The organism is Pseudomonas sp. NGC7, from assembly GCF_047159675.1.
GTDB classification, from domain to species: Bacteria; Pseudomonadota; Gammaproteobacteria; order Pseudomonadales; family Pseudomonadaceae; genus Aquipseudomonas; species Aquipseudomonas kermanshahensis.
In genome coordinates, this window is sequence record NZ_BAAFZY010000001.1 from 3330105 (window position 1) to 3352657 (window position 22553).

Below are 22553 nucleotides of genomic sequence, written 5' to 3' on the forward strand. Positions count from 1 at the left end.
ATGCACTTCAGCGAACTGATGGCTGCTCTTTCCACCCGTGCGATCCGACTCCAGCGTGAAGACCAGGACCTGATCGTCCTCGGCGATGACGATACCCTGGACGACAGCTTGTGGGAGGCGTTGTCACGGCACAAGCCGGCGTTGCTGGAGATGCTCGCCGAACGCGATGACGACTGGCTCAGCCCGGCCTTCCGGATCACCCCCGACATGCTGCCCCTGGTCACGCTGGACCAGGAAGCGATCGACCGCATCGTCGCCAGCGTGCCGGGCGGCGCAGCCAACGTTCAGGACATCTACCCGTTGGCCCCGCTGCAGCAGGGCATGCTGTACCACCACCTGTCCGCCACCGAGGGCGACCCGTACCTGTCGCAGGTGCAACTGCGCTTCGCCAGCAAAACCCACCTGGAAGCCTTCGCCGAGGCGCTGCAGTGGGTGATCCAACGCCATGACATCCTGCGCACCGCGCTGCACTGGGAATACCTCGACCAACCGGTGCAGGTGGTCTGGCAAGAGGCGACGCTGGTCCGCGAAGCCGTGCCAGTCGCTGGCAGCACAGCCCTCGCTGAGTTGTGCGCGCGCTTCGACCCGCGCCAGTATCGTCTCGACCTGCGCCAGGCACCGCTGATGCAACTGATGCACGCGCAAGGCGAGGGCACTACGTGGGTGGCGCTGCTGATGTTCCACCACGTGGTGATGGACCATACCGCCTTGGATATCGTGCGCCGTGAAATCCAGGCGCACATCGCTGGCCAGTCCGACCGACTGGCGCCCCCCATGCCGTTTCGCAATGTGCTGGCCGCCGCTCGCCAGGCACTGGATGAGGACGCCCATGAGCGCTTCTTCCGCGAGATGCTGGGCGACATCGATGAGCCCACGCTTGCCTTCGGCCTGCAGGACAAAGGTGATGTGCAACTGGAACAAGCACGCCTGACCCTGCCGCCTGCGCTCAGCCAGCGCCTGCGTAGCCAGGCCCGGCAACTCGGCGTGAGCCCGGCAAGCGTGTTGCACCTGGGCTTTGGCCGGTTGATCGGGCAACTGTCGGGCCGCCAGCAGGTGGTGTTCGGCAGCGTGCTGCTGGGCCGCATGACCACCGGCGACGGCAGCGAGCAGGCGCTGGGGATGTTCATCAACAGCCTGCCGTTGCGCATCGACCTGGGCCCAACCAGCGTGCGTGACGCCCTGCTGGCCACGCACCGACGGCTCAGCGCCTTGCTCGGCCACGAACAAGCATCGCTGGCCCTGGCGCAGCGCTGCAGCGGTGTGGCCGCGCCGGCGCCGCTGTTCAATAGTCTGCTCAACTACCGGCACAGTGACGCCGGTGATGCCGCCGAGATCATCCCGGTGGCTGCTGGCATCGATATCGTCGGCGCCGAGGAGCGCACCGATTACCCGCTGACTGTCAGCGTCGACGACCTGGGCGACGCGCTGCGCCTGACCGTGCAGAGCCTGCCAGGGTGGAGTGCGTCACGCCTGTGCGCGCAGTTCGAACAGGTGTTGGCAAGCCTGGTCGACGCCCTGGAACACACCCCCACGGCAGCGCTGCAAGGGTTGCAGGTATTGCCGCCTGCCGAGCGTGATCAGGTGCTGCAACAGTTCAACCACACCGCTCAGCTTTACCCGCAGGGGCAGACCGTACACGCCATGGTCGAGGCCCGTGCCGCCACCGCGCCAGCAGCGGTTGCGCTGTTGCAGGATGGCCAGGCGCTGCGTTACGACGAACTCAACCGCCGTGCCAACCAACTGGCTCACCAGCTGATCGAACGCGGCGTTCAGGTGGGGGACCGCGTGGCCCTGTGCCTGCCGCGCAACAGTGGGCGCGTGGTTGCGTTGCTGGCAGTGCTTAAAGCGGGCGCGGCCTATGTGCCGGTGGACCCGGCGTACCCAGCAGAGCGCATTGCCTACCTGCTGGCTGACAGTGCCCCGGCACTGGTCGTGAGCGAGACTGCGGTAAATGGGCTGCCGGCCGAGGTGCCGCGCCTGGACCTGGACCCCATCAGCACCTGTACTGCGCACGACAGCAACCCACAGCGACCTGGGCTGGACGGGCAGCAACTGGCCTATGTGGTCTACACCTCCGGCTCCACCGGCCAGCCCAAGGGGGTGATGATCGAGCACCACACGCTCGCCAACCTGGTGCATTGGCACTGCCAGGCCTTTGCGCTGGACGCCGATGCGCACACGTCAAGCGTGGCCGGTTTCGGGTTTGACGCCATGGCCTGGGAGGTCTGGCCAGCCTTGTGCGCCGGGGCCACGTTGCACCTGCCACCCGCGCACATCGCCAACGAGCATGTCGATGAGTTGCTCGACTGGTGGCTGTTGCAGCCACTGAAGGTCAGCTTCCTGCCCACCCCGGTAGCGGAGCAGGCCCTGCGCCGCGAACACCAGCACCCGACCCTGCGCACCTTGCTGGTGGGCGGGGACCGCCTGCGCCAGTTCGAGCGAGCGCCAGGCTTTGCCCTGATCAACAACTATGGGCCGACCGAAACCACTGTTGTCGCCACCTCTGGGCAGGTCTTGCCCAACGGCGCACTGCACATCGGCCGGCCCATCGCCAATACCCGCGTCTATGTACTGGACGAAGGCTTGCAGCCAGTCCCGGTTGGCGTCGCGGGTGAGCTGTTCATCGGCGGCGCGCAAGTGGCGCGGGGCTACTTCAATCGCCCGGCGTTGACCGAGCAGGCTTTTCTTGTCGACCCGTTCAGCGAGCAGCCCAACGCACGCATGTACCGCAGCGGTGATCGGGTGCGCTGGAATGCCGACGGCACCCTCGACTACCTCGGCCGCAACGACGACCAGGTGAAGATCCGTGGTGTGCGGGTTGAGTTGGGTGAAATCGAGGCCACCCTCGCGGCGCAGCCGGGTATCGACGCCGCCGTGGTGCTGGTGCGGGGCGAGCGCTTGCTGGCCTGGTTCACCGAGACTGCCCCTGTCGCTCTCGACGCCTTGCGCCAGGCCCTGCAGGCCCGCTTGCCGGCGCACATGGTGCCGCTGGCGTTCGTGCGCCTCGATGAGCTGCCGCTGACCAGCCATGGCAAACTCGACCGCCGCGCGCTGCCTGACCCAGAGACCTCGCAGTTGTTCGGCCAGGCCTACGAAGCGCCCACGGGCGAAACCGAAGCGACGATGGCGGCGATCTGGGCCGATGTGCTGGGTGTGCAGCGGGTAGGGCGCCATGACAACTTCTTCGAACTGGGCGGCCACTCGCTGCTGGCGGTGACGTTGGTCGAGCGCTTGCGCAAGGCTGGCCTGCTGATCGATGTGCGGGTGCTGTTCGCCCAACCGACCCTGGCGGCCTTGGCCGGCGCGGCGGGCATCGGCCACGAAGTGAAGGTGCCGGCCAACCGGGTGCCCGCGCAGGCCCAACGCATCACGCCGAGCATGCTCAGCCTGATCGACCTGGACCAGGCAGCAATCGACGACATCGTCGCCACAGTGCCGGGTGGCGCCGCCAATGTGCAGGAAATCTACCCGCTGGCCCCGCTGCAGGAAGGCATTCTCTACCACCACCTGAGCGCCGAGCAGGGCGACCCCTACCTGCTGCAGACCCGTCTGGCCTTCGACAGTGTCGAGCGCTTGCTGGCCTGGGCCGGTGCGCTGCAACAGGTCATCGATCGCCACGATATCTTGCGCACCGCCGTACTTTGGCAAGGGCTGGCGCAGCCGCTGCAGGTGGTTTGGCGCAAGGCCGAGTTGGTGGTCAGCGAAATCGACGACCTGGCCGATGACGATGGCCTGGCGCGGGTTGAACAGTTGCATGCCCGGTTCGATGCGCGGCACCACCGGTTGGACCTGACCCAGGCGCCATTGACCCGCCTGTATTACAGCCTGGACCCTGCCAACCAGCAGGTGGTGGCGATTCTGCTGTTCCATCACCTGACCCTCGACCACACGGCCATGGATGTGGTCGCCCGCGAAATGCGCGCCTTGCTGTTCGGCCAGGGGCACACACTGCCGGCAGCGGTGCCATACCGCAATTATGTGGCCCAGGCTCGCCTGGGTGACCAGGCGGCCCACGAGGCGTTCTTCCGCGAGATGCTGGCGGATGTCGAAGAACCAACCTTGCCACTGGGCTATGCCGATGTGCAGGGCGATGGCCGCGGCATCGAAACGGCGTTCCAGGCACTGGACGGCGAAGTTGCCCACGGTTTGCGCACCCAGGCGCGGCAACTGGGCGTCAGTGCCGCCAGCCTCATGCACCTGGCCTGGGCGCGCGTACTGGGCGTGCTGGCCAACCGCGATGATGTGGTGTTTGGCACGGTGCTGATGGGCCGCCTGCAAGGCGGCGAGGGCGCCGACCGGGCGTTGGGGATGTTCATCAACACCCTGCCGCTGCGGGTGGACACCACGCTGGCCGTGCGTGCCGCCGTGCGCGCCACCCACCGCAACCTCTCGGCCTTGCTGGGCCATGAGCACGCGCCGCTGGCCTTGGCCCAGCGCTGCAGTGGCGTGGCCGCGTCCGCGCCGTTGTTCAGTGCCTTGCTCAACTATCGGCACAGCGCCGACGCGGCCACCGGCGAGGCAATCTGGGAGGGTGTGCGCCTGCTCGGTGGCGAGGAGCGCAGCAACTACCCGCTGACCCTCAGCGTCAATGACCTGGGTGAAGGTTTCACCTTCAGTGTGCTGGCTATCGCAGGGATGGGTGCGGCGCGGGTCGCCGCCTGGATGGTCAATGCCGTCACCCAGCTGCTGCAAGCATTGCAGCAAGGGCAGGAGGCGCGGGTCGACAGCTTGTCGATCCTGAGCGACGAAGCGCGCCAACAGCTGCTGGGCAGTTTCAACGCCACCGCACAGCACTACCCGCAAGGGCAGACGGTGCACGCGCTGGTGGAGGCCCGAGCAGCCGAGACCCCGGATGCCACGGCCGTGATCCAGGATGGCCAGGCACTCAGCTATGGTGACCTGAACCTGCGGGCCAACCGCCTGGCGCATCAGCTGATCGCACGCGGCGTGCGCGGCGGTGACCGCGTGGCATTGTGCGTGGGCCGCAGCGCCGAGCGAGTAATCGGCCTGCTGGCCGTGCTCAAGGCCGGCGCTGCCTATGTGCCGGTCGACCCGGGCTATCCTGCCGAACGCATTGCCTACCTGCTGGCCGACAGCGCACCCGCCCTGGTGCTGAGCGAAACGGGCATTGCCGGCCTGCCTGCTGACATACCCCGCCTGAACCTCGACCAGGCCGCCGCCGATGATGCCCTGTACAGCAACCCGCACGTACCTGGGCTGGATGCGCACCACTTGGCCTACTTGGTCTACACCTCCGGCTCCACCGGCCAGCCCAAGGGCGTGATGATCGAACACCACACCCTGGCCAACCTGGTGCACTGGCACTGCCAGGCCTTCGCGCTGGAGGCCGGTGTGCGTACCTCGAGCGTCGCAGGTTTTGGCTTCGACGCCATGGCCTGGGAAGTATGGCCGGCGCTGTGTGCCGGTGCCACGCTGCACCTGCCACCTGCGCACATCGGCAATGAACATGTGGATGAACTGCTCGACTGGTGGCTCGAGCAGCCGCTGGCGGTCAGTTTCTTGCCCACGCCGGTGGCCGAACAGGCGCTGCGCCGCGAACGGCAACACCCCACCTTGCGCACCTTGCTGATCGGTGGCGACCGCCTGCGTCAGTTCGACCGCGATCCAGGTTTCGCCCTGGTCAACAACTATGGGCCGACCGAGACCACGGTGGTCGCCACGTCTGGCCAGGTCTTGCCGGGTGCAGCTCTGCACATTGGCACGCCCATCGCCAATACTCGCGTCTATGTGCTCGATGCCCATCGCCAAGTGGTGCCCGTGGGCGTCGTGGGCGAGCTGTACATCGGCGGCGCGCAGGTAGCGCGGGGCTATTTCAATCGCCCTGAACTGACCGAAGAGCGCTTCCTCGCCGACCCGTTCAGCCGCAAGCCCAGCGCGCGCATGTACCGCAGTGGCGACCTGGTGCGCTGGAACGCCGATGGCACGCTGGACTACCTCGGCCGCAATGACGACCAGGTGAAGATCCGCGGCGTGCGCGTGGAGTTGGGTGAAATCGAGGCGGCGCTGACGGCCCAGGCCGGTATTGCCGATGCCGTGGTATTGGTGCGCGGTGAGCGCCTGGTGGCCTGGTTCACCGAACAGGTGCCGGTGGCGGTCGAGGCTCTGCGTCACGCGCTGCAGGCCAGCTTGCCGGGGCACATGGTGCCGCAGGCGTTCATCCGTCTGGACCAATGGCCGTTGACACGCCATGGCAAGCTGGACCGCCGGGCCCTGCCTGATCCTGACGCGGCCCAACTGATCAGCCAGGGCTATGAAGCCCCTGCCAGCGAGACCGAAGCGGCCATGGCCAGCGTCTGGGCCGATGTGCTGGGCGTGGAACGGGTAGGGCGGCACGACAACTTCTTCGAGCTGGGCGGCCACTCGCTGCTGGCTGTGACCCTGATCGAACGCTTGCGCCAACAGGGCCTGCAGACCGACGTGCGGGTGCTGTTCGGCCAGCCCACCGTGGCTGCACTGGCTGCCGCGCTGGGCAAAGGTCGCCAAATCAGCGTGCCCGAGAACCGTATTCCAGCGGGCTGCACCCACATTACCCCCGCCATGCTGCCTTTGCTGACGTTGGACGCCAGTACCCTCGAGCGCATCGTCGCCACGGTGCCAGGTGGTGCTGCCAACGTGCAGGACATCTACCCGTTGGCACCGCTGCAGGAGGGCATTCTCTACCATCACCTGAGTGCCGCAGACGCAGACCCGTACCTGCTGCAGTGGCGTGTGGCATTCGACAGCCAAGCCCGCCTGCTGGCCTTCGCCCAGGCCTTGGACAAGGTCATCGCGCGCCACGATATCCTGCGTACCGCCGTGCTCTGGGACGGACTGGTGCAGCCGGTGCAGGTGGTATGGCGCAGCGTGCCGGGCTCGGTGCTGGTCAATAGCAGCGAAGCCACCGGGCCTCTCGACCTGAGCCAAGCCCCACTGATCCGCCTGCTGCAGACCCCACAGCCAGGCACCGAAGGCCTCGAAGCCACTCTGCAGTTCCACCACATCGCCCTGGACCACACGGCCATGAAGGTGGTGCTGGAAGAAATCCGCGATCACCTGCGCGGCCAGCAGCCCAGCCAACCGGCCGTGCCGTACCGCAACTACGTGGCCCAGGCGCGCCTGGCCATCAGCGAGGCCGAGCACGAGGCGTTCTTCCGCGCCGAGCTGGCCGACATCGACGAACCGACCTTGCCCTATGGCCTGGCCGACCTGCAGGGCCAGGCCAGCACCTTCGAGTTGGCCACGGTGCAACTGGCCCCTGAGCAATACCGGCGCCTGCGCAGCCAGGCCCAGCAGTTGGGCGTGAGCGCCGCCAGCGTGCTGCACCTGGCCTGGGCGCGGCTGGTGGCCGCCACCAGTGGCAACGACCGCGTGGTGTTCGGCACCGTGCTGTTGGGCCGCCTGCAAGGGGGCGCCGGGGCTGATCGGGGCCTGGGCATGTTCATCAATACCTTGCCGCTGCGCCTGGACCTGCAAGGGCTAGGCGTGCGCGCAGGGGTGCGCCTGGCCCACCAGCGGCTGAGTGCATTGCTGGTGCACGAGCACGCTTCGCTGGCCTTGGCCCAGCGTTGCAGCGGCGTGGCTGCGCCGACGCCGTTGTTCAGTGCCATGCTCAACTACCGGCATGGCGCCAGCCAGCCCGAGCAGCAAGCGCAACGCGAAGCCCTGGAAGGCATCCAGGCACTGCCCAGCGGCGGCCACGGCAACTACCCGCTGAGTGTCAACGTGGACGCCCTGGGCGACGGCCTGCGGCTGACGTCCCAGGTCAGCGCCCAAGTGGGCGCGCAGCGTGTCTGCGACCAACTGCTGCAGGTGCTGCACGGGTTGCTGGATGCACTTGAGCACGCGCCTGACACGCCCGTGCAGCAGTTACCGGTACTGACGCCTGATGAGCGCCGGCGACTGCTGGCCAATGCCCCGCAAACGCCTCACGACATGGCGCAACCGCTGCACGGGCTGTTCGAGGCCCAGGTACGGCGCACCCCCAATGCCATCGCACTGGTCGCCGAGGAAGGCGAACTGAGCTATCGCCAGCTCGATGAGCAGGCCAATCGGCTTGCCCATCATTTGATCGGCTTGGGCGTCAAACCGGATGACCGTGTAGCGATCTGCGTCGAGCGCGGGCTGTCGATGGTGGTCGGCTTGCTGGCCATCCTCAAGGCAGGCGGCGCCTATGTACCAGTCGACCCGGGTTACCCGGCTGAACGTATCCGCCACATGCTGAGCGACAGTGCGCCGCTGGCCGTGCTGGTGCACGGCGCTACCCGTGAGGTCGTACACGGCACCCTGGTGCAGCTGGTCGACCTCGATCAGCCTTGCTGGGAAGCCCAGCCGATCAGCAACCCTCGCGTAGCTGCGCTGAACGCGAGCCACCTGGCGTATGTGATCTACACCTCCGGCTCCACAGGCCAGCCCAAGGGGGTGATGGTCGAACACCGCAACGTGGTCAACCTGGTGCGCTGGAGCCAGCGCCTTTGCCAGCTACCTGGCAAAGGCGCTGTGCTGCACAAGACCCCGGTCAGCTTCGATGCCTCGGTGTGGGAACTGTTCTGGCCGTTGTGCAGCGGCCTACGCCTGGTACTGGCGCGCCCGCACGGCCAACGTGACCCGCACTACCTCGCGCAATTGATCGAGGCGCAGCAGGTCAGCGTGGTGCAATTCGTGCCGGCGTTGCTGCAGCAGTTCCTTGAAGCACCTGCCAGCGCTCGCTGCGCCAGCCTTAGCGATATCGTCTGCGGTGGTGGTGAGTTGACCCAGGCGCTGGCCGCCCAGGTACGCGAGCGCCTGCCGGGTGTGCGCCTGCATAACGTGTATGGCCCGACCGAGACCACCGTCGATTGCAGCGCCTGGACGCTGGAACCGGGCGCGGACCTGCCGCACGGGGCGTTGCCGATTGGTACCGCCATCGACAATACCCGGCTGTATGTACTCGACCACTACGACCAACCTGTGCCGTGGGGCGTGGTCGGCCACCTGCACATCGGCGGCGCGGGTGTAGCGCGGGGTTACCTGGGCTTGCCCGACCAGCAGGCTGAACGCTTCATCGCCAGCCCCTTCGTTGAGGGCGATCGCCTGTACCGCAGCGGTGACCTGGTGCGCCAGCGCGAGGATGGCAACCTGGTCTTCCTCGGCCGTAACGACCACCAGGTCAAAATCCGCGGCCTGCGCATCGAGCCGGGCGAGATCGAAGCCTGCCTGGTGCGTGTGCCCGGTGTGCGCGAGGCCGTGGTACTGGCTTACGATGCCCCGGCCAGTGGGCCGCGCCTGGTCGCCTACCTCACCGGTGAGCCGCCCGTGGCGGACAGCCTGCGCCAGGCACTGCTGCAGGACCTGCCGGAATACATGCTGCCGGCACAGTACATCCACCTCGACCAGTTGCCGTTGACGCCCAATGGCAAGCTCGACCGTAAAGCGCTGCCCGCGCCGGATGCCGCCTTGCATGAACGCCCCTACCAGGCGCCGCAGGGGCAGACCGAAACCCTGCTGGCCCAACTGTGGGCGCAACTGCTGGGCGTCGAGCACGTGGGCCGGCACGACAACTTCTTCGAGCTGGGTGGCCATTCGCTGCTGGCGGTAAGCCTGACTGCGCGTCTGCGCCTGGAAGGGCTGCAAGTCGATGTACGGACCCTGTTCGGCCGGCCTACCATCGCGGCCCTGGCCGAGACCTTGGGTCGCAACCAGCAAGTGCGGGTACCTGAAAACCGCATCCCTGCCGGTTGTACTCATATCACCCCAGACCTGTTGAGCCTGATCGACCTCGACCAACCCGCGATCGACCGCATCGTCGCGCGCGTGCCGGGCGGTGCGGCCAATGTGCAGGACATCTACCCGCTGGCCCCGCTGCAGGAAGGTATCCTTTACCATCACCTGAGCGCCGAGCACGATCCCTATGTGCTGTATTCCCGGCTGCGTTTTGACAACGGCGAACGCCTGCAAGCCTTCGCCAGCGCGCTGGACCAGGTCATCGCCCGCCACGACGTGCTGCGCACAGCAGTGCTATGGGACGGCCTGCCGCAGGCTGTGCAGGTGGTCTGGCGTCACGCCCCGCTGCAGGTCCTGCGCGACGACGATGCGGCTACCGTTGGCCTGGACTTGAGCCAAGCGCCGCTGATTCGTCTGCTTCATCGCCAGGCACCGGGCAGCGAGTGCATCGAAGCCACCTTGCAGTTCCACCACATCGTCCTCGACCACACCGCCCTGGAGGTGGTCGGTGAGGAGTTGATGGGCTTCCTGCAGGGCACGCCGCCGGTCCAAACCCCCGTGCCGTATCGCAACTACGTGGCCCAGGCGCGCCTGGGTGTCAGCCAGGCCGAGCATGAGGCGTTCTTCCGCGAGCAGTTGGCGGATGTCGACGAGCCGACGTTGCCGTTCGGCCTTAGCGATGTGCAAGGCGATGGCCTTGGCATGCAAGAAGCCAAGCTGGCGCTGTCGGCCGAGCTGGCCGCAGGGCTGCGGCGCCAGGCACGGCACCTGGGCATCAGTGTCGCCAGCCTGTTCCACCTGGCTTGGGCGCGCCTGTTGGCCGCTGCCAGCGGCAAGGACCGCGTGGTGTTCGGCACGGTGTTGCTGGGGCGCCTGCAAGGCGGTGAGGGCGCCGAGCGGGCGCTCGGCATGTTCATCAATACCTTGCCGCTGCGGGTCGACCTGGGCGAGGTGAGCCTGCGCGAAGGGGCGCAGGCCGTGCATCAGCGCCTCAGTGCACTGCTGGCGCACGAACACGCGTCCTTGGCGTTGGCCCAGCGCTGCAGCGCTGTGGCTACACCGTTGCCGTTGTTCAGCGCCATGCTCAACTACCGCCATGGCGCAGAAGCCAGCGCCGAACAGCGGCAGGCGTGGCAAGGCATCGACGTGCTCGAAGGCCAGGAGCGCACCAACTACCCGTTGAGCCTGAACGTCGACGATTTGGGGGAGGGCTTCCGCCTGGTTGCCATGACCCCGGCCGACGTAGGCGCGGCGCGTATCTGTGGGCAGATGAACCAGGTGTTGGAGGCCATGGTCGAGGCGCTGGAGCAGACACCGGAACTGCCGGTGCAGCGCTTGCCGGTGCTGGAAGCGCAGGAGCGTGAGCGTGTGCTGCTGGGCTTCAACGACACGGCGGTGGATTATGACCTTGAGCAGACCCTGCACGGGATGATCGAGGCGCAGGTGTTGCGTAGGCCGGATGCGGTCGCGGTTAAAGCCGAAGAAGGCATGCTGAGCTATCGCCAGCTGAATGAGCAGGCCAACCGCCTTGCGCATCACCTGATTGAACTCGGTCTTAAACCTGATGATCGGGTGGCGATCTGCGTCGAACGTGGGCTGTCGATGGTGGTTGGCCTGCTGGCCATTCTTAAGGCGGGCGGCGCGTATGTACCGGTTGACCCCGATTACCCAGCGGAGCGCGTGCGGCATATGCTGAGCGATAGCGCGCCGGTGGCGGTGCTGGTGCACAGTGCTACGCGGCACGTACCGGATTCGTCCCAGGTTATCGACCTGGATCAGCCGACCTGGAACGCCAAGCCGTCCAGCAACCCAGTTGTCACCGGCTTGACCCCGCGTCACCTGGCCTACGTGATCTACACCTCAGGCTCCACCGGCTTGCCGAAAGGCGTGATGAACGAGCATGCCGGCGTGGTCAACCGCCTGCTGTGGATGCAGGAGGCCTACAACCTCGGCGCTGACGACGTGGTCTTGCAGAAGACCCCATTCAGCTTCGACGTATCGGTATGGGAATTCCTCTGGCCGCTGCAAACCGGCGCACGTCTGGTCATGGCGCGCCCCGGCGGCCATCGCGATCCGGAGTACCTGCGTCAGGTGATCCGCAGCGAAAACGTCACCACTTTGCACTTCGTGCCCTCGATGCTGGATGTGTTCCTGGCCCATGGTGACGTCTCGGCGGCTTCGTTGAAGCGCGTCCTGTGCAGCGGCGAAGCCTTGCCGGGCAGCCTGGTTCGACGCTTCCACGCGCAATTACCAACCGTTGAACTGCACAACCTGTACGGCCCGACTGAAGCAGCGGTGGACGTGAGCGCCTGGCATTGCGTGACGGCGCCGGACAACACCCCCATCGGCAAACCCATCGCCAACACCACGCTGTATGTACTCGATACGCTGGGGCAACCCGTACCGCAAGGCGTGGCTGGCGAGCTGTTCATCGGCGGCGTGCAAGTCGCCCGAGGCTACCTGAACCGCACCGAACTGACCGCCGAACGCTTCCTCGACGATCCGTTCAGCACCCGCCCTGGTGCACGCCTGTACCGCACCGGCGACCTGGCGCGGCACCTGGCCGATGGCAACATCGAATACCTGGGCCGCAACGATGACCAGGTGAAGCTGCGCGGCCTACGCATCGAGCTGGGTGAAATCCAGGCTGGCCTGACGGCCATCGAAGGCGTGAAAGAAGCCGTCGTGGTCGCCCGCGACCAGCGTCTGGTGGCGTATTACACCGGTGAGCAGCAGGCCACAGACGTTCTGCGCACGGCATTGCTGGCCCACCTGCCGGAGTTCATGGTGCCCGCGCTGTTCCTGCACCTGAACGCACTGCCCCTAAGCCCCAACGGCAAGCTCGACCGCAAGGCTTTGCCACTGCCGGATACCGAGGCCCTGCAGAACCGCGAGTACCAAGCCCCAGAAGGCGAAACCGAAACCCTGCTGGCAACGATATGGGCTGAGCTGCTGGGCGTGGAGCGGGTAGGGCGCCACGACAACTTCTTCGAACTGGGCGGCCATTCGCTGCTGGCGGTGACCCTGACCTCGCGCCTGCGCCAACAAGGCCTGCATGCCGATATCAGCGTATTGTTCGGCCAGCCGACCTTGGCAGCGCTCGCCGCTGCGGTGGGCGGTGAAACCCGCATTAGCGTGCCAGCCAACCGCATTCCGGCAGAGGGCACACGCATCACGCCGGACATGCTACCGCTCGCCGAGCTGTCCCAGGCGGCCATCGACACCCTGGTCGCGCAGATCCCCGGTGGCGTGGCCAATGTCCAGGATGTCTACGGCCTGGCCCCGCTGCAGCAAGGCATCCTCTACCATCACTTGGCCAGCGAAGGCGCAGACCCCTACGTGCTGCAGGCACGCTTTGCCTTCCCGACGCAAGCCGAGCTCGATGCCTTTGCCGCAGCGCTCGACCAGGTTATCGCCCGTCACGACATCCTGCGCACCAGCATCCATTGGCAGGGGTTGGAAGAGCCCGTGCAGGTCGTCTGGCGCACTGTGCCGGCAGTCGGCGCAGCCGTGCGCGGTGATGAAAGCAGCGCCACGCTCGACTTGAACAAGGCCCCCTTGATCCGCCTGCTCCCTAGCCACGGCGAGGGCCGCGTGGAAGCCACGCTGCTGATCCACCACATCATCCTCGACCACGCAGCCGTCGAACAGCTGGTGGCCGAGATCACCGCAGTGCTGCAAGGCCAGGCCCTGTCGCAGGCCAGCGTGCCCTACCGCAACTATGTGGCGCAGGCACGTCTGGGCGCCGATAGCCAGGCTGACGAAGCTCTGTTCCGCGAGCTGCTGGGCGACATCGACGAACCCACCATGGTATTCGGCCTACGCGATGCGCTCAGTGACGGCAGCCGTGTATTGGACAGCCGTCTGGCCCTGGACACGGCGCTGGCCGGCCGCTTGCGCGAGCAGGCCCGCCTGCTTGGCATCAGCGTCGCCAGCCTGGTGCACCAGGCCTGGGGGCAGGTGCTGGCGCAACTGTCAGGGCGCGAGGAAGTGGTGTTCGGCACGGTGTTGCTCGGTCGCCTGCAAGGCGGCGAGGGGGCTGAACGGGCCCTTGGCATGTTCATCAACACCTTGCCGCTGCGGGTGAGCGTGGGTGCCACGGCGGTGGCCGAGGGCGTACGCCTGACCCACCAACGGCTGGCCCGCTTGCTGGCCCATGAGCAAGCCTCGCTGGCGTTGGCTCAGCGTTGCAGCGCAGTGCCGGCGTCTCAGGCGCTGTTCACCAGCCTGCTCAACTTCCGCCACAGTGCACCGGCCAAGGCCGAGCTGCGCCAGGCTTGGCAGGGTATCGAGCAACTGGCCGCGCATGAGCGCAGCAACTACCCATTGGTGGTCAACGTCGACGATGTGGGCGACGCCTTTGTGCTGACCGTGCAAGCGGTGCCGGAGGTCGATGGCGCGCAGGTCTGCCGCCTGCTCAGCACCGCCCTTGAGCAACTGGCCCAGGCCCTTGCGCAGGCGCCGACCACGGCCCTGCACAAGGTGAGCCAGCTGGCAGTTGCCGAGCGCGAACTGGTGTTGCAAGGCTTCAATGCCACCCGCCGCGATTACCCACGGGAACATGCGCTGCACACCCTGTTTGGCACCTATGCCGCGCTCAGCCCGGCTGCACCGGCGGTGGTTCACGGTGGCCGGCAGTGGAGCTATGAGCAGCTCGAACAGCACGCCAACCGCCTGGCTCACCACCTGCTCGCCCTGGGCGTGCGCCCTGGCGATCGTGTGGCCCTGCTGCTGCCCCGCAGCATCGAGTTACTGGCTGCGCAACTGGCGGCGAGCAAATGCGCGGCGGTGTTCGTGCCGCTGGACAGCAACGCGCCTGCCGAGCGCCAGGCCTTCATGATCGAAGACAGCCAGGCGCGTGTCTTGCTCACCTTCAGCAGCGAACAGCGGGTAGGCAATGCCCTGCGCGTCGAGCTGGACCGCCTCGACTTCACCGGGTACGCGCAGCAGTCGCCGGGCCTGGCGGTAGCTGCCGAAAGCGCCGCCTACATCATGTACACCTCCGGCTCTACCGGCACCCCTAAGGGCGTGCAAGTGCCGCACCGGGCCATCGTGCGCCTGGTGATCAATAACGGCTTTGCCGAATTCACCTGCCAGGACCGTGTCGCGTTCGCCTCCAACCCTGCGTTCGACGCCAGTACCTTGGAAGTCTGGGCACCGCTGCTCAACGGCGGCACGGTGGTCGTCATCGACCAGGACCAGGTGCTGTCGCGTCAGGCATTGCGTGAGGTGTTGCTGGAACAGCGCGTCAGCGTGCTGTGGCTGACTGCCGGCCTGTTCCATCAGTTTGCCGATGACCTGCTGCCGGCATTCGCCAAGCTTCGCTACCTGATGCTGGGCGGCGATGTGCTGGACCCGGCCATCGTCGGCCGGGTGCTGCGCGAAGGCGCCCCACAACACCTGCTCAATGGCTATGGCCCGACTGAAGCTACCACCTTCAGCACCACCCACCTCATCGCCACGGTCGGCGAGGGCAGCATCCCGATTGGCAGGCCGATCGGCAATGCCCGTTGCTATGTGCTCGACGCCCGTCAGCAGCCGTTGCCGGTTGGCGCGGTCGGTGAGCTGTACATCGGCGGCGCTGGCGTCGCCTTGGGGTACCTCGGCCAGCCGGCTCTTACCGCTGAGCGCTTCCTTGACGACCCGTTTAGCCGTGAGCCGGGTGCGCGCATGTACCGCAGTGGCGACCTGGCCTGCTGGCAGGCTGATGGCACGTTGCGTTACCTGGGCCGTGCCGACCAGCAGATCAAGCTGCGAGGCTTCCGCATCGAGCTGGGTGAAATCGAAGCGTGCCTGGGCGCGTGTGCCGGTGTGCGTGACACGGCCGTGGTGGTGCGTGAGGACGTGCCCGGTGACAAGCGCCTGGTGGCCTATTTCACCGCCAACAACCCGGCCCCTGGCATTGCCGAACTGCACCAACAGCTGCAAGGCCAGTTGCCGGACTACATGCTGCCAGCGGCCTACGTGTGCCTGGATGAATTGCCGCTGACCGCCAACGGCAAGCTTGACCGCCGTGCCTTGCCGCAACCCGGCAACGAGGCGGTACTCAGCCGTGCCTTTGAGGCGCCACAGGGTGAGGTCGAAACCACCCTGGCGGCGATCTGGGCCGACCTGCTCAAGGTCGCGCAGGTCGGGCGCCACGACCACTTCTTCGAGCTGGGCGGCCATTCGCTGCTGGCCGTGACCCTGGTCGAGCGCATGCGCAAGGCCGGCCTCAGTGCCGATGTGCGTGTGCTGTTTGCCCAGCCCACCCTGGCGGCGCTGGCCGCCGCCGTGGGCAGCGGTCGCGAGGTGCAGGTGCCCGCCAACCGTGTGCCACGCACGGCCCGCCACATCACCCCGGACATGCTCAGCCTGATCGAGCTCGACCAGGCCAGTATCGACCGTATCGTCGCCACGGTGCCGGGTGGCGCCGCCAATGTGCAAGAGATCTACCCGCTGGCCCCGCTGCAGGAGGGCATCCTGTACCACCACTTGAGCGCCGCACAGGGCGACCCGTACCTGCTGCAGTCGCGCCTGGCCTTCGACAGCCTGGCGCACTTGCAGCGCTGGGCGGGCGCCTTGCAGCAGGTCATCGACCGGCACGACATTCTGCGCACCGCAGTGGTCAGCGAAGGGCTTGCGCACGCAGTACAAGTGGTTTGGCGGGAAGCGCGGATGCAGGTGAGCGCAATCGAAGGCCTGGCTACCGGGTCGGTGATCGATGCCTTGCAGGCCTGCTTCGACGCCCGTCACCAGCGCCTCGACCTGTCGCGGGCACCCTTGCTGCGCCTGCTGCATGCCGATGACCCGGCCAACCAGCGCGTGGTGGCGATTCTGCAATTCCATCACCTGGCCCTGGACCATACCGCCATGGAAGTCATCGCCAGCGAGATGCAGGTGTTGCTGGCGGGCCAGGGCGAACGCTTGCCGGCGCCAGTGCCTTATCGCACCTATGTTGCCCAAGCCCGCCTTGGGGCCGACGATGCCAGCCATGAAGCGTTCTTCCGCGAGATGCTGGGGGACCTTGATACCCCGACCTTGCCGTTTGGCCTGAGCGACGTACAGGGTGACGGCCACGCTATCGAGGAAGCCCACCTGGTCATCGACGCCAGCGTGGCGCGCGGCTTGCGCGAACAGGCTCGGCAGCTGGGCGTGAGTGCCGCGAGCCTGGCGCACCTGGCCTGGGCACGGGTGCTGGGTGTGCTCGCCAACCGCACCGATGTGGTGTTTGGCACCGTGCTGATGGGGCGCTTGCAGGGCGGTGAAGGGGCCGACCGGGCGTTGGGCGTGTTCATCAACACCTTGCCGCTGCGCATCGACTTGACTGCACCGGTGGCGCAGGCGGTGCGCGCCACCCATCAGCGGCTCTCGGCGCTGTTGGCGCACGAGCATGCCTCGCTAGCGTTGGCCCAGCGCTGCAGTGGCGTGGCCGCGTCCACACCGTTGTTCAGCGCCTTGTTCAACTACCGCCACAGCACGGCAGGGGTGCCTGCCGACGGCGATACCCACAGCCAGGGTGTTCGCCTGCTGGGCGGTGAGGAGCGCAGCAACTACCCGCTGACCCTGAGTGTCGACGACCTGGGCGAAGGCTTTGCCTTGAGTGTGCTGGCCCAGGCAGGCATTGGCGCCGAGCGGGTCGCTGGCTGGATGAACCAGGCCCTGGTCGAACTGCTGCAGGCGCTGACGCAGTCTGCGGCCAAGCCGGTCGAGGCATTGTCGATCCTGGACCCGGTGGCCCGGCAGCAGGTGCTGGAAGTGTTCAATGCCACCGCACGCGACTACCCGAAAGGGCAGGCCGTGCACGCCCTGGTCGAGGCCCAGGCGGCCCGCGCACCGCAAGCGGCAGCACTGGTGCAGGATGGCCAGGTACTGAGCTACGGCGAGCTTAATCGCTGCGCCAACCGCCTGGCGCATCACCTGATCAGCCGCGGGGTGAAGGTCGGCGACCGGGTGGCATTGTGCTTGCCGCGCACCCTGGAGCGCCTGGTCGGCCTGTTGGCCATTCTCAAGGCCGGTGCGGCCTATGTGCCGATCGACCCGGCCTACCCAGGCGAACGCATCGCCTACCTGCTTGAAGACAGCACGCCGGCATTGGTGCTGGTCGATGCGGCCACCCTGGCGCTGGTGGGGGACACCCCACGTGTCGAGCTGCACCGCGATGCCTGGCAGGGGGCAGCCGACAGCAACCCCTGCGTGGCAGGCCTGGATGATCGCCAACTGGCGTATGTGATCTACACCTCCGGCTCCACCGGCCAGCCGAAAGGGGTGATGGTCGAGCATGCGACCCTGGCCAACCTGGTGCACTGGCACTGTGAGGCCTTTGCCTTGAAAGCCGGCAGCCATACCAGCACGGTGGCCGGTTTTGGCTTCGATGCGGTGGCCTGGGAGGTGTGGCCTGCGTTGTGCACAGGGGCCGTGCTGCACGTGCCGCCCGCACGCATCGCCGGTGAGCACGTCGACGAATTGCTCGACTGGTGGCTGGAGCAGCCGCTGGCTGTCAGCTTCCTGCCCACACCCGTGGCCGAACAGGCGCTGCGCCGCGAGCGTCAGCACCCGACCTTGCGCACGCTGCTGGTCGGCGGCGATCGCCTGCGCCAGTTCGAGCGCGACTCAGGTTTTGCCCTGGTCAACAACTATGGCCCGACCGAAGCCACCGTAGTGGCCACGTCCGGGCAACTGCTACCCGAAGGGGCGCTGCATATCGGTAAGCCTATCGCCAACACCCAGGTGTATGTGCTCGACGAGCGCCGCCAGCCGGTGCCGGTGGGCGCCGTGGGTGAGTTGTACATTGGCGGCGCTGGGGTGGCCCGCGGTTACTTCAATCGCCCGGCACTGACCGAGGAGCGCTTCATTGCCGACCCGTTCACCGCCCAACCCCATGCGCGGCTGTACCGCACAGGTGACCTGGTGCGCTGGAGCGCTGACGGCACCCTGGATTACCTGGGCCGTAACGACGACCAGGTGAAGATCCGCGGCGTACGGGTGGAGCTTGGCGAAATCGAAAGCGTACTTGCCGCGCAGCCTGGTATCGGCGATGCGGTGGTGCTGGTGCGTGGCGAGCGGGTGCTGGCCTGGTTCACTGAAACCACACCGGTGGCGGTGGACACACTGCGCCAAGCTTTGCAGGCAAGCCTGCCCGCACACCTGGTGCCGTTGGCCTTCACCTGCCTGCCAGCACTGCCGTTGACCAGCCATGGCAAGCTCGACCGCAAGGCGTTGCCCGATCCGGATCCGGCGCTGCTTGCAGGCCAGGCCTATGTCGCCCCGCAGGGCGAAGTGGAAATGGCCCTGGCAGCGGTGTGGGCTGACATGCTAGGCGTTGAGCGAGTGGGCCGCCACGATAACTTCTTCGAGCTGGGTGGCCATTCGTTGCTGGCGGTGAACCTGACCGCGCGCTTACGCCGCGAGGGCGTGCAGGTGGATGTGCGTACGCTGTTTGGCCAGCCGACGGTGGCGGCACTGGCGACGACCCTGGGCCAGGTGCTACAAGTGCAGGTGCCGGACAACCTGATCCCGGCCGGCTGCCCGCACATCACCCCCGGCATGCTGCCGCTGGTGGCGCTGGACCAGGCGGCCATCGACCGTATCGTTGCCCAGGTACCCGGCGGTGCCCGCAATGTGCAGGACATCTACCCGTTGGCACCCTTGCAGGAGGGCATCCTGTACCACCACCTCAGCGCGCAGGGGCACGACCCTTATGTGCTGCAGTCGCGCTTCGGGTTCGCCAGCCGCGAACACTTGAACAACTTCGCGGCAGCATTGGACAAGGTCATCGCCCGCCACGACGTGCTGCGCACGGCGGTGCTCTGGGAAGGCCAACCGCAGCCGGTGCAGGTGGTCTGGCGGCAGGCGCCGTTGTCGGTTATGGCGCGTGGTCGCGACAGCGAGGCAATGCTTGACCTGAGCAAGGCACCGCTGATCCGTCTGCTGTACACGCAGCAGCCGGGCACGGCCCGCATCGAAGCCACCTTGCAGTTCCACCACATCGTGCTCGACCACACGGCCATGGAAGTGGTCGGCGAGGAGCTGATCGGTTATCTGCAGGGTGCGGCCGAGCCGGCCCAGGCACCGGTGCCGTACCGCAACTACGTGGCTCAGGCGCGGCTGGGTATCAGCCAGGCCGAGCATGAAGCGTTCTTCCGCGGGCAACTGGCGGATATCGACGCGCCAACGCTGCCGTTCGGCCTTAGCGATGTGCAGGGTGACGGCCGTGACATCGAGGAGGCCCAGCTGTGGCTGCGTGACGACCTGGCACAACGGCTCCGCCAACAAGGCCGGCAATTGGGTATCAGCGTCGCCAGCCTGTTCCACCTGGCCTGGGCGCGCCTGCTGGCGGCCGCCAGTGGCCAGGACAGCGTGGTGTTCGGCACCGTACTGCTGGGCCGCCTGCAAGGCGGTGAAGGCGCCGAGCGGGCGCTCGGCATGTTCATCAACACCTTGCCGCTGCGGGTCGACCTGGGCGGTATCAGCCTGCGTGAAGGGGCCCGTGCTACCCATCAGCGCCTCAGTGCCTTGCTGGCCCACGAGCATGCATCGCTGGCGTTGGCCCAGCGTTGCAGTGGCGTGGCTGCGCCCTTGCCGTTGTTCAGCGCCATGCTCAACTACCGGCACAGCACGCAGGTCACTGACAGCCAGCGGCAGGCGACGCAAGGTATCGACAACCTGGAAAGCCAGGAACGCAGTAACTACCCGCTGGGCTTGAACGTTGACGACCTGGGGGAGGGCTTCCGCCTGGTTGCCATGACCCCGGCCGACGTAGGCGCGGCGCGTATCTGTGGGCAGATGAACCAGGTGCTGGAGGCCATGGTCGAGGCGCTGGAGCAGACGCCAGAACTGCCAGTGCAGCGCTTGCCGGTGCTGGAAGCGCAGGAACGTGAACGTGTGCTGCTGGGCTTCAACGACACGGCGGTGGACTATGACCTTGAGCAGACCCTGCACGGGATGATCGAGGCGCAGGTGTTGCGTACGCCGGATGCGGTCGCGGTTAAAGCCGAAGAAGGGGCACTGAGCTATCGCCAGTTGAATGAGCAGGCCAACCAATTAGCGCATCACCTGATTGATCTGGGTGTTAAACCTGATGATCGGGTAGCGATCTGCGTCGAACGTGGGCTGTCGATGGTGGTTGGCCTGCTGGCCATCCTCAAGGCCGGCGGCGCGTATGTGCCGGTTGACCCTGATTACCCAGCTGAGCGCGTGCGGCATATGCTGAGCGACAGCGCGCCGGTGGCGGTGCTGGTGCACAGTGCTACGCGGCACGTACCGGATTCGGCCCAGGTTATCGACCTGGATCAGCCGACCTGGAACGCCCTGCCGTCCAGCAACCCAGTTGCAACCGGCTTGACCCCGCGTCACCTGGCTTACGTGATCTACACCTCAGGCTCCACCGGCTTGCCGAAGGGTGTGATGAACGAGCATGTCGGCGTGGTCAACCGTCTGTTGTGGATGCAAGACGCGTACAACCTCGGTGCAGACGACGTGGTCTTACAGAAGACCCCATTCAGCTTCGACGTATCGGTATGGGAGTTCCTCTGGCCGCTGCAAACCGGTGCACGTCTGGTCATGGCGCGCCCCGGCGGCCATCGCGAGCCAGAGTACCTGCGCCAGGTGATCCGCAGCGAAAACGTCACCACCCTGCACTTCGTGCCCTCGATGCTGGATGTGTTCCTGGCTCACGGCCAAATATCGGCAGATGGTCTCAAGCGCGTGCTGTGCAGCGGCGAAGCCTTGCCAGGCAGCCTTGTCCGACGCTTCCACGCGCAGTTACCAACTGTCGAATTGCACAACCTGTACGGCCCGACCGAAGCAGCGGTGGACGTGAGCGCCTGGCACTGCGTGACAGCGCCGGACAACACCCCCATCGGCAAACCCATCGCCAACACCACGCTGTACGTACTCGATACGCTGGGGCAACCCGTACCGCAAGGCGTGGCTGGCGAGCTGTTCATCGGCGGCGTGCAAGTCGCCCGAGGCTACCTGAACCGCACCGAACTGACCGCCGAACGCTTCCTCGACGATCCGTTCAGCACCCGCCCTGGTGCACGCCTGTACCGCACCGGCGACCTGGCGCGGCACCTGGCCGATGGCAACATCGAATACCTGGGCCGCAACGATGACCAGGTGAAGCTGCGCGGCCTACGCATCGAGCTGGGTGAAATCCAGGCTGGCCTGACGGCCATCGAAGGCGTGAAAGAAGCCGTCGTGGTCGCCCGCGACCAGCGTCTGGTGGCGTACTACACCGGTGAACAGCAGGCCGCAGACGTTCTGCGCACGGCATTGCTGGCCCACCTGCCGGAGTTCATGGTGCCCGCGCTGTTCCTGCACCTGGACGCATTGCCCCTGAGCCCCAACGGCAAACTCGACCGCAAGGCTTTGCCACTGCCGGACACCGAAGCCCTGCAAAACCGTGCGTACGAAGCCCCAGAAGGCGAAACCGAAACCCTGCTGGCAACGATCTGGGCCGAGCTGCTGGGCGTTGAGCGGGTAGGGCGGCATGACAACTTCTTCGAACTGGGCGGCCATTCGCTGCTGGCGGTGACCCTCACCTCCCGCCTGCGTGATCACGGCCTGGAAGCCGACGTGCGCGCCCTGTTCGACCAACCGACCTTGGCGGGCTACGCAGCCATCACAGACAGAATGGAGATCGTCCTGTGAGCATCAACCAACTACTGGCAACACTGACGGCCAAAAACGTGCAGCTGGCGTTGAAGGACGGCCAACTGGCCGTCCAGGGCAACCGCCAGGCCCTGACCGACCCCGCGTTGGTGGCGCAACTGCGTGAACACAAGCCAACGCTGGTGGCGATGATCGAGCGCGGCGAGTACGTGGCCGTGAAACAGGGCGCGGTACACGTGCCGTCCAACCTCATCGAGCCG

The 22553-nt window shown here is 66.5% G+C and carries 2 protein-coding genes (1 of these 2 only partly in view); both read left to right on the forward strand.

Annotated features, from left to right (window positions below):
* Positions 1 to 22332 carry a non-ribosomal peptide synthase/polyketide synthase gene (locus ACMCNM_RS15080; RefSeq protein ID WP_412764778.1) on the forward strand — a complete coding sequence of 7444 codons (22332 nt, stop codon included), beginning with the start codon at positions 1 to 3 and terminating at the stop codon, positions 22330 to 22332.
* Positions 22329 to 22553, forward strand: partial view of an amino acid adenylation domain-containing protein gene (locus ACMCNM_RS15085; protein ID WP_412764779.1) — the start only. The gene runs 11100 nt beyond the window's last position; only the first 225 of its 11325 coding nucleotides appear in the window; its start codon is at positions 22329 to 22331; its stop codon lies beyond the right edge, outside the window. The genes ACMCNM_RS15080 and ACMCNM_RS15085 overlap by 4 nt, the downstream gene beginning before the upstream one ends.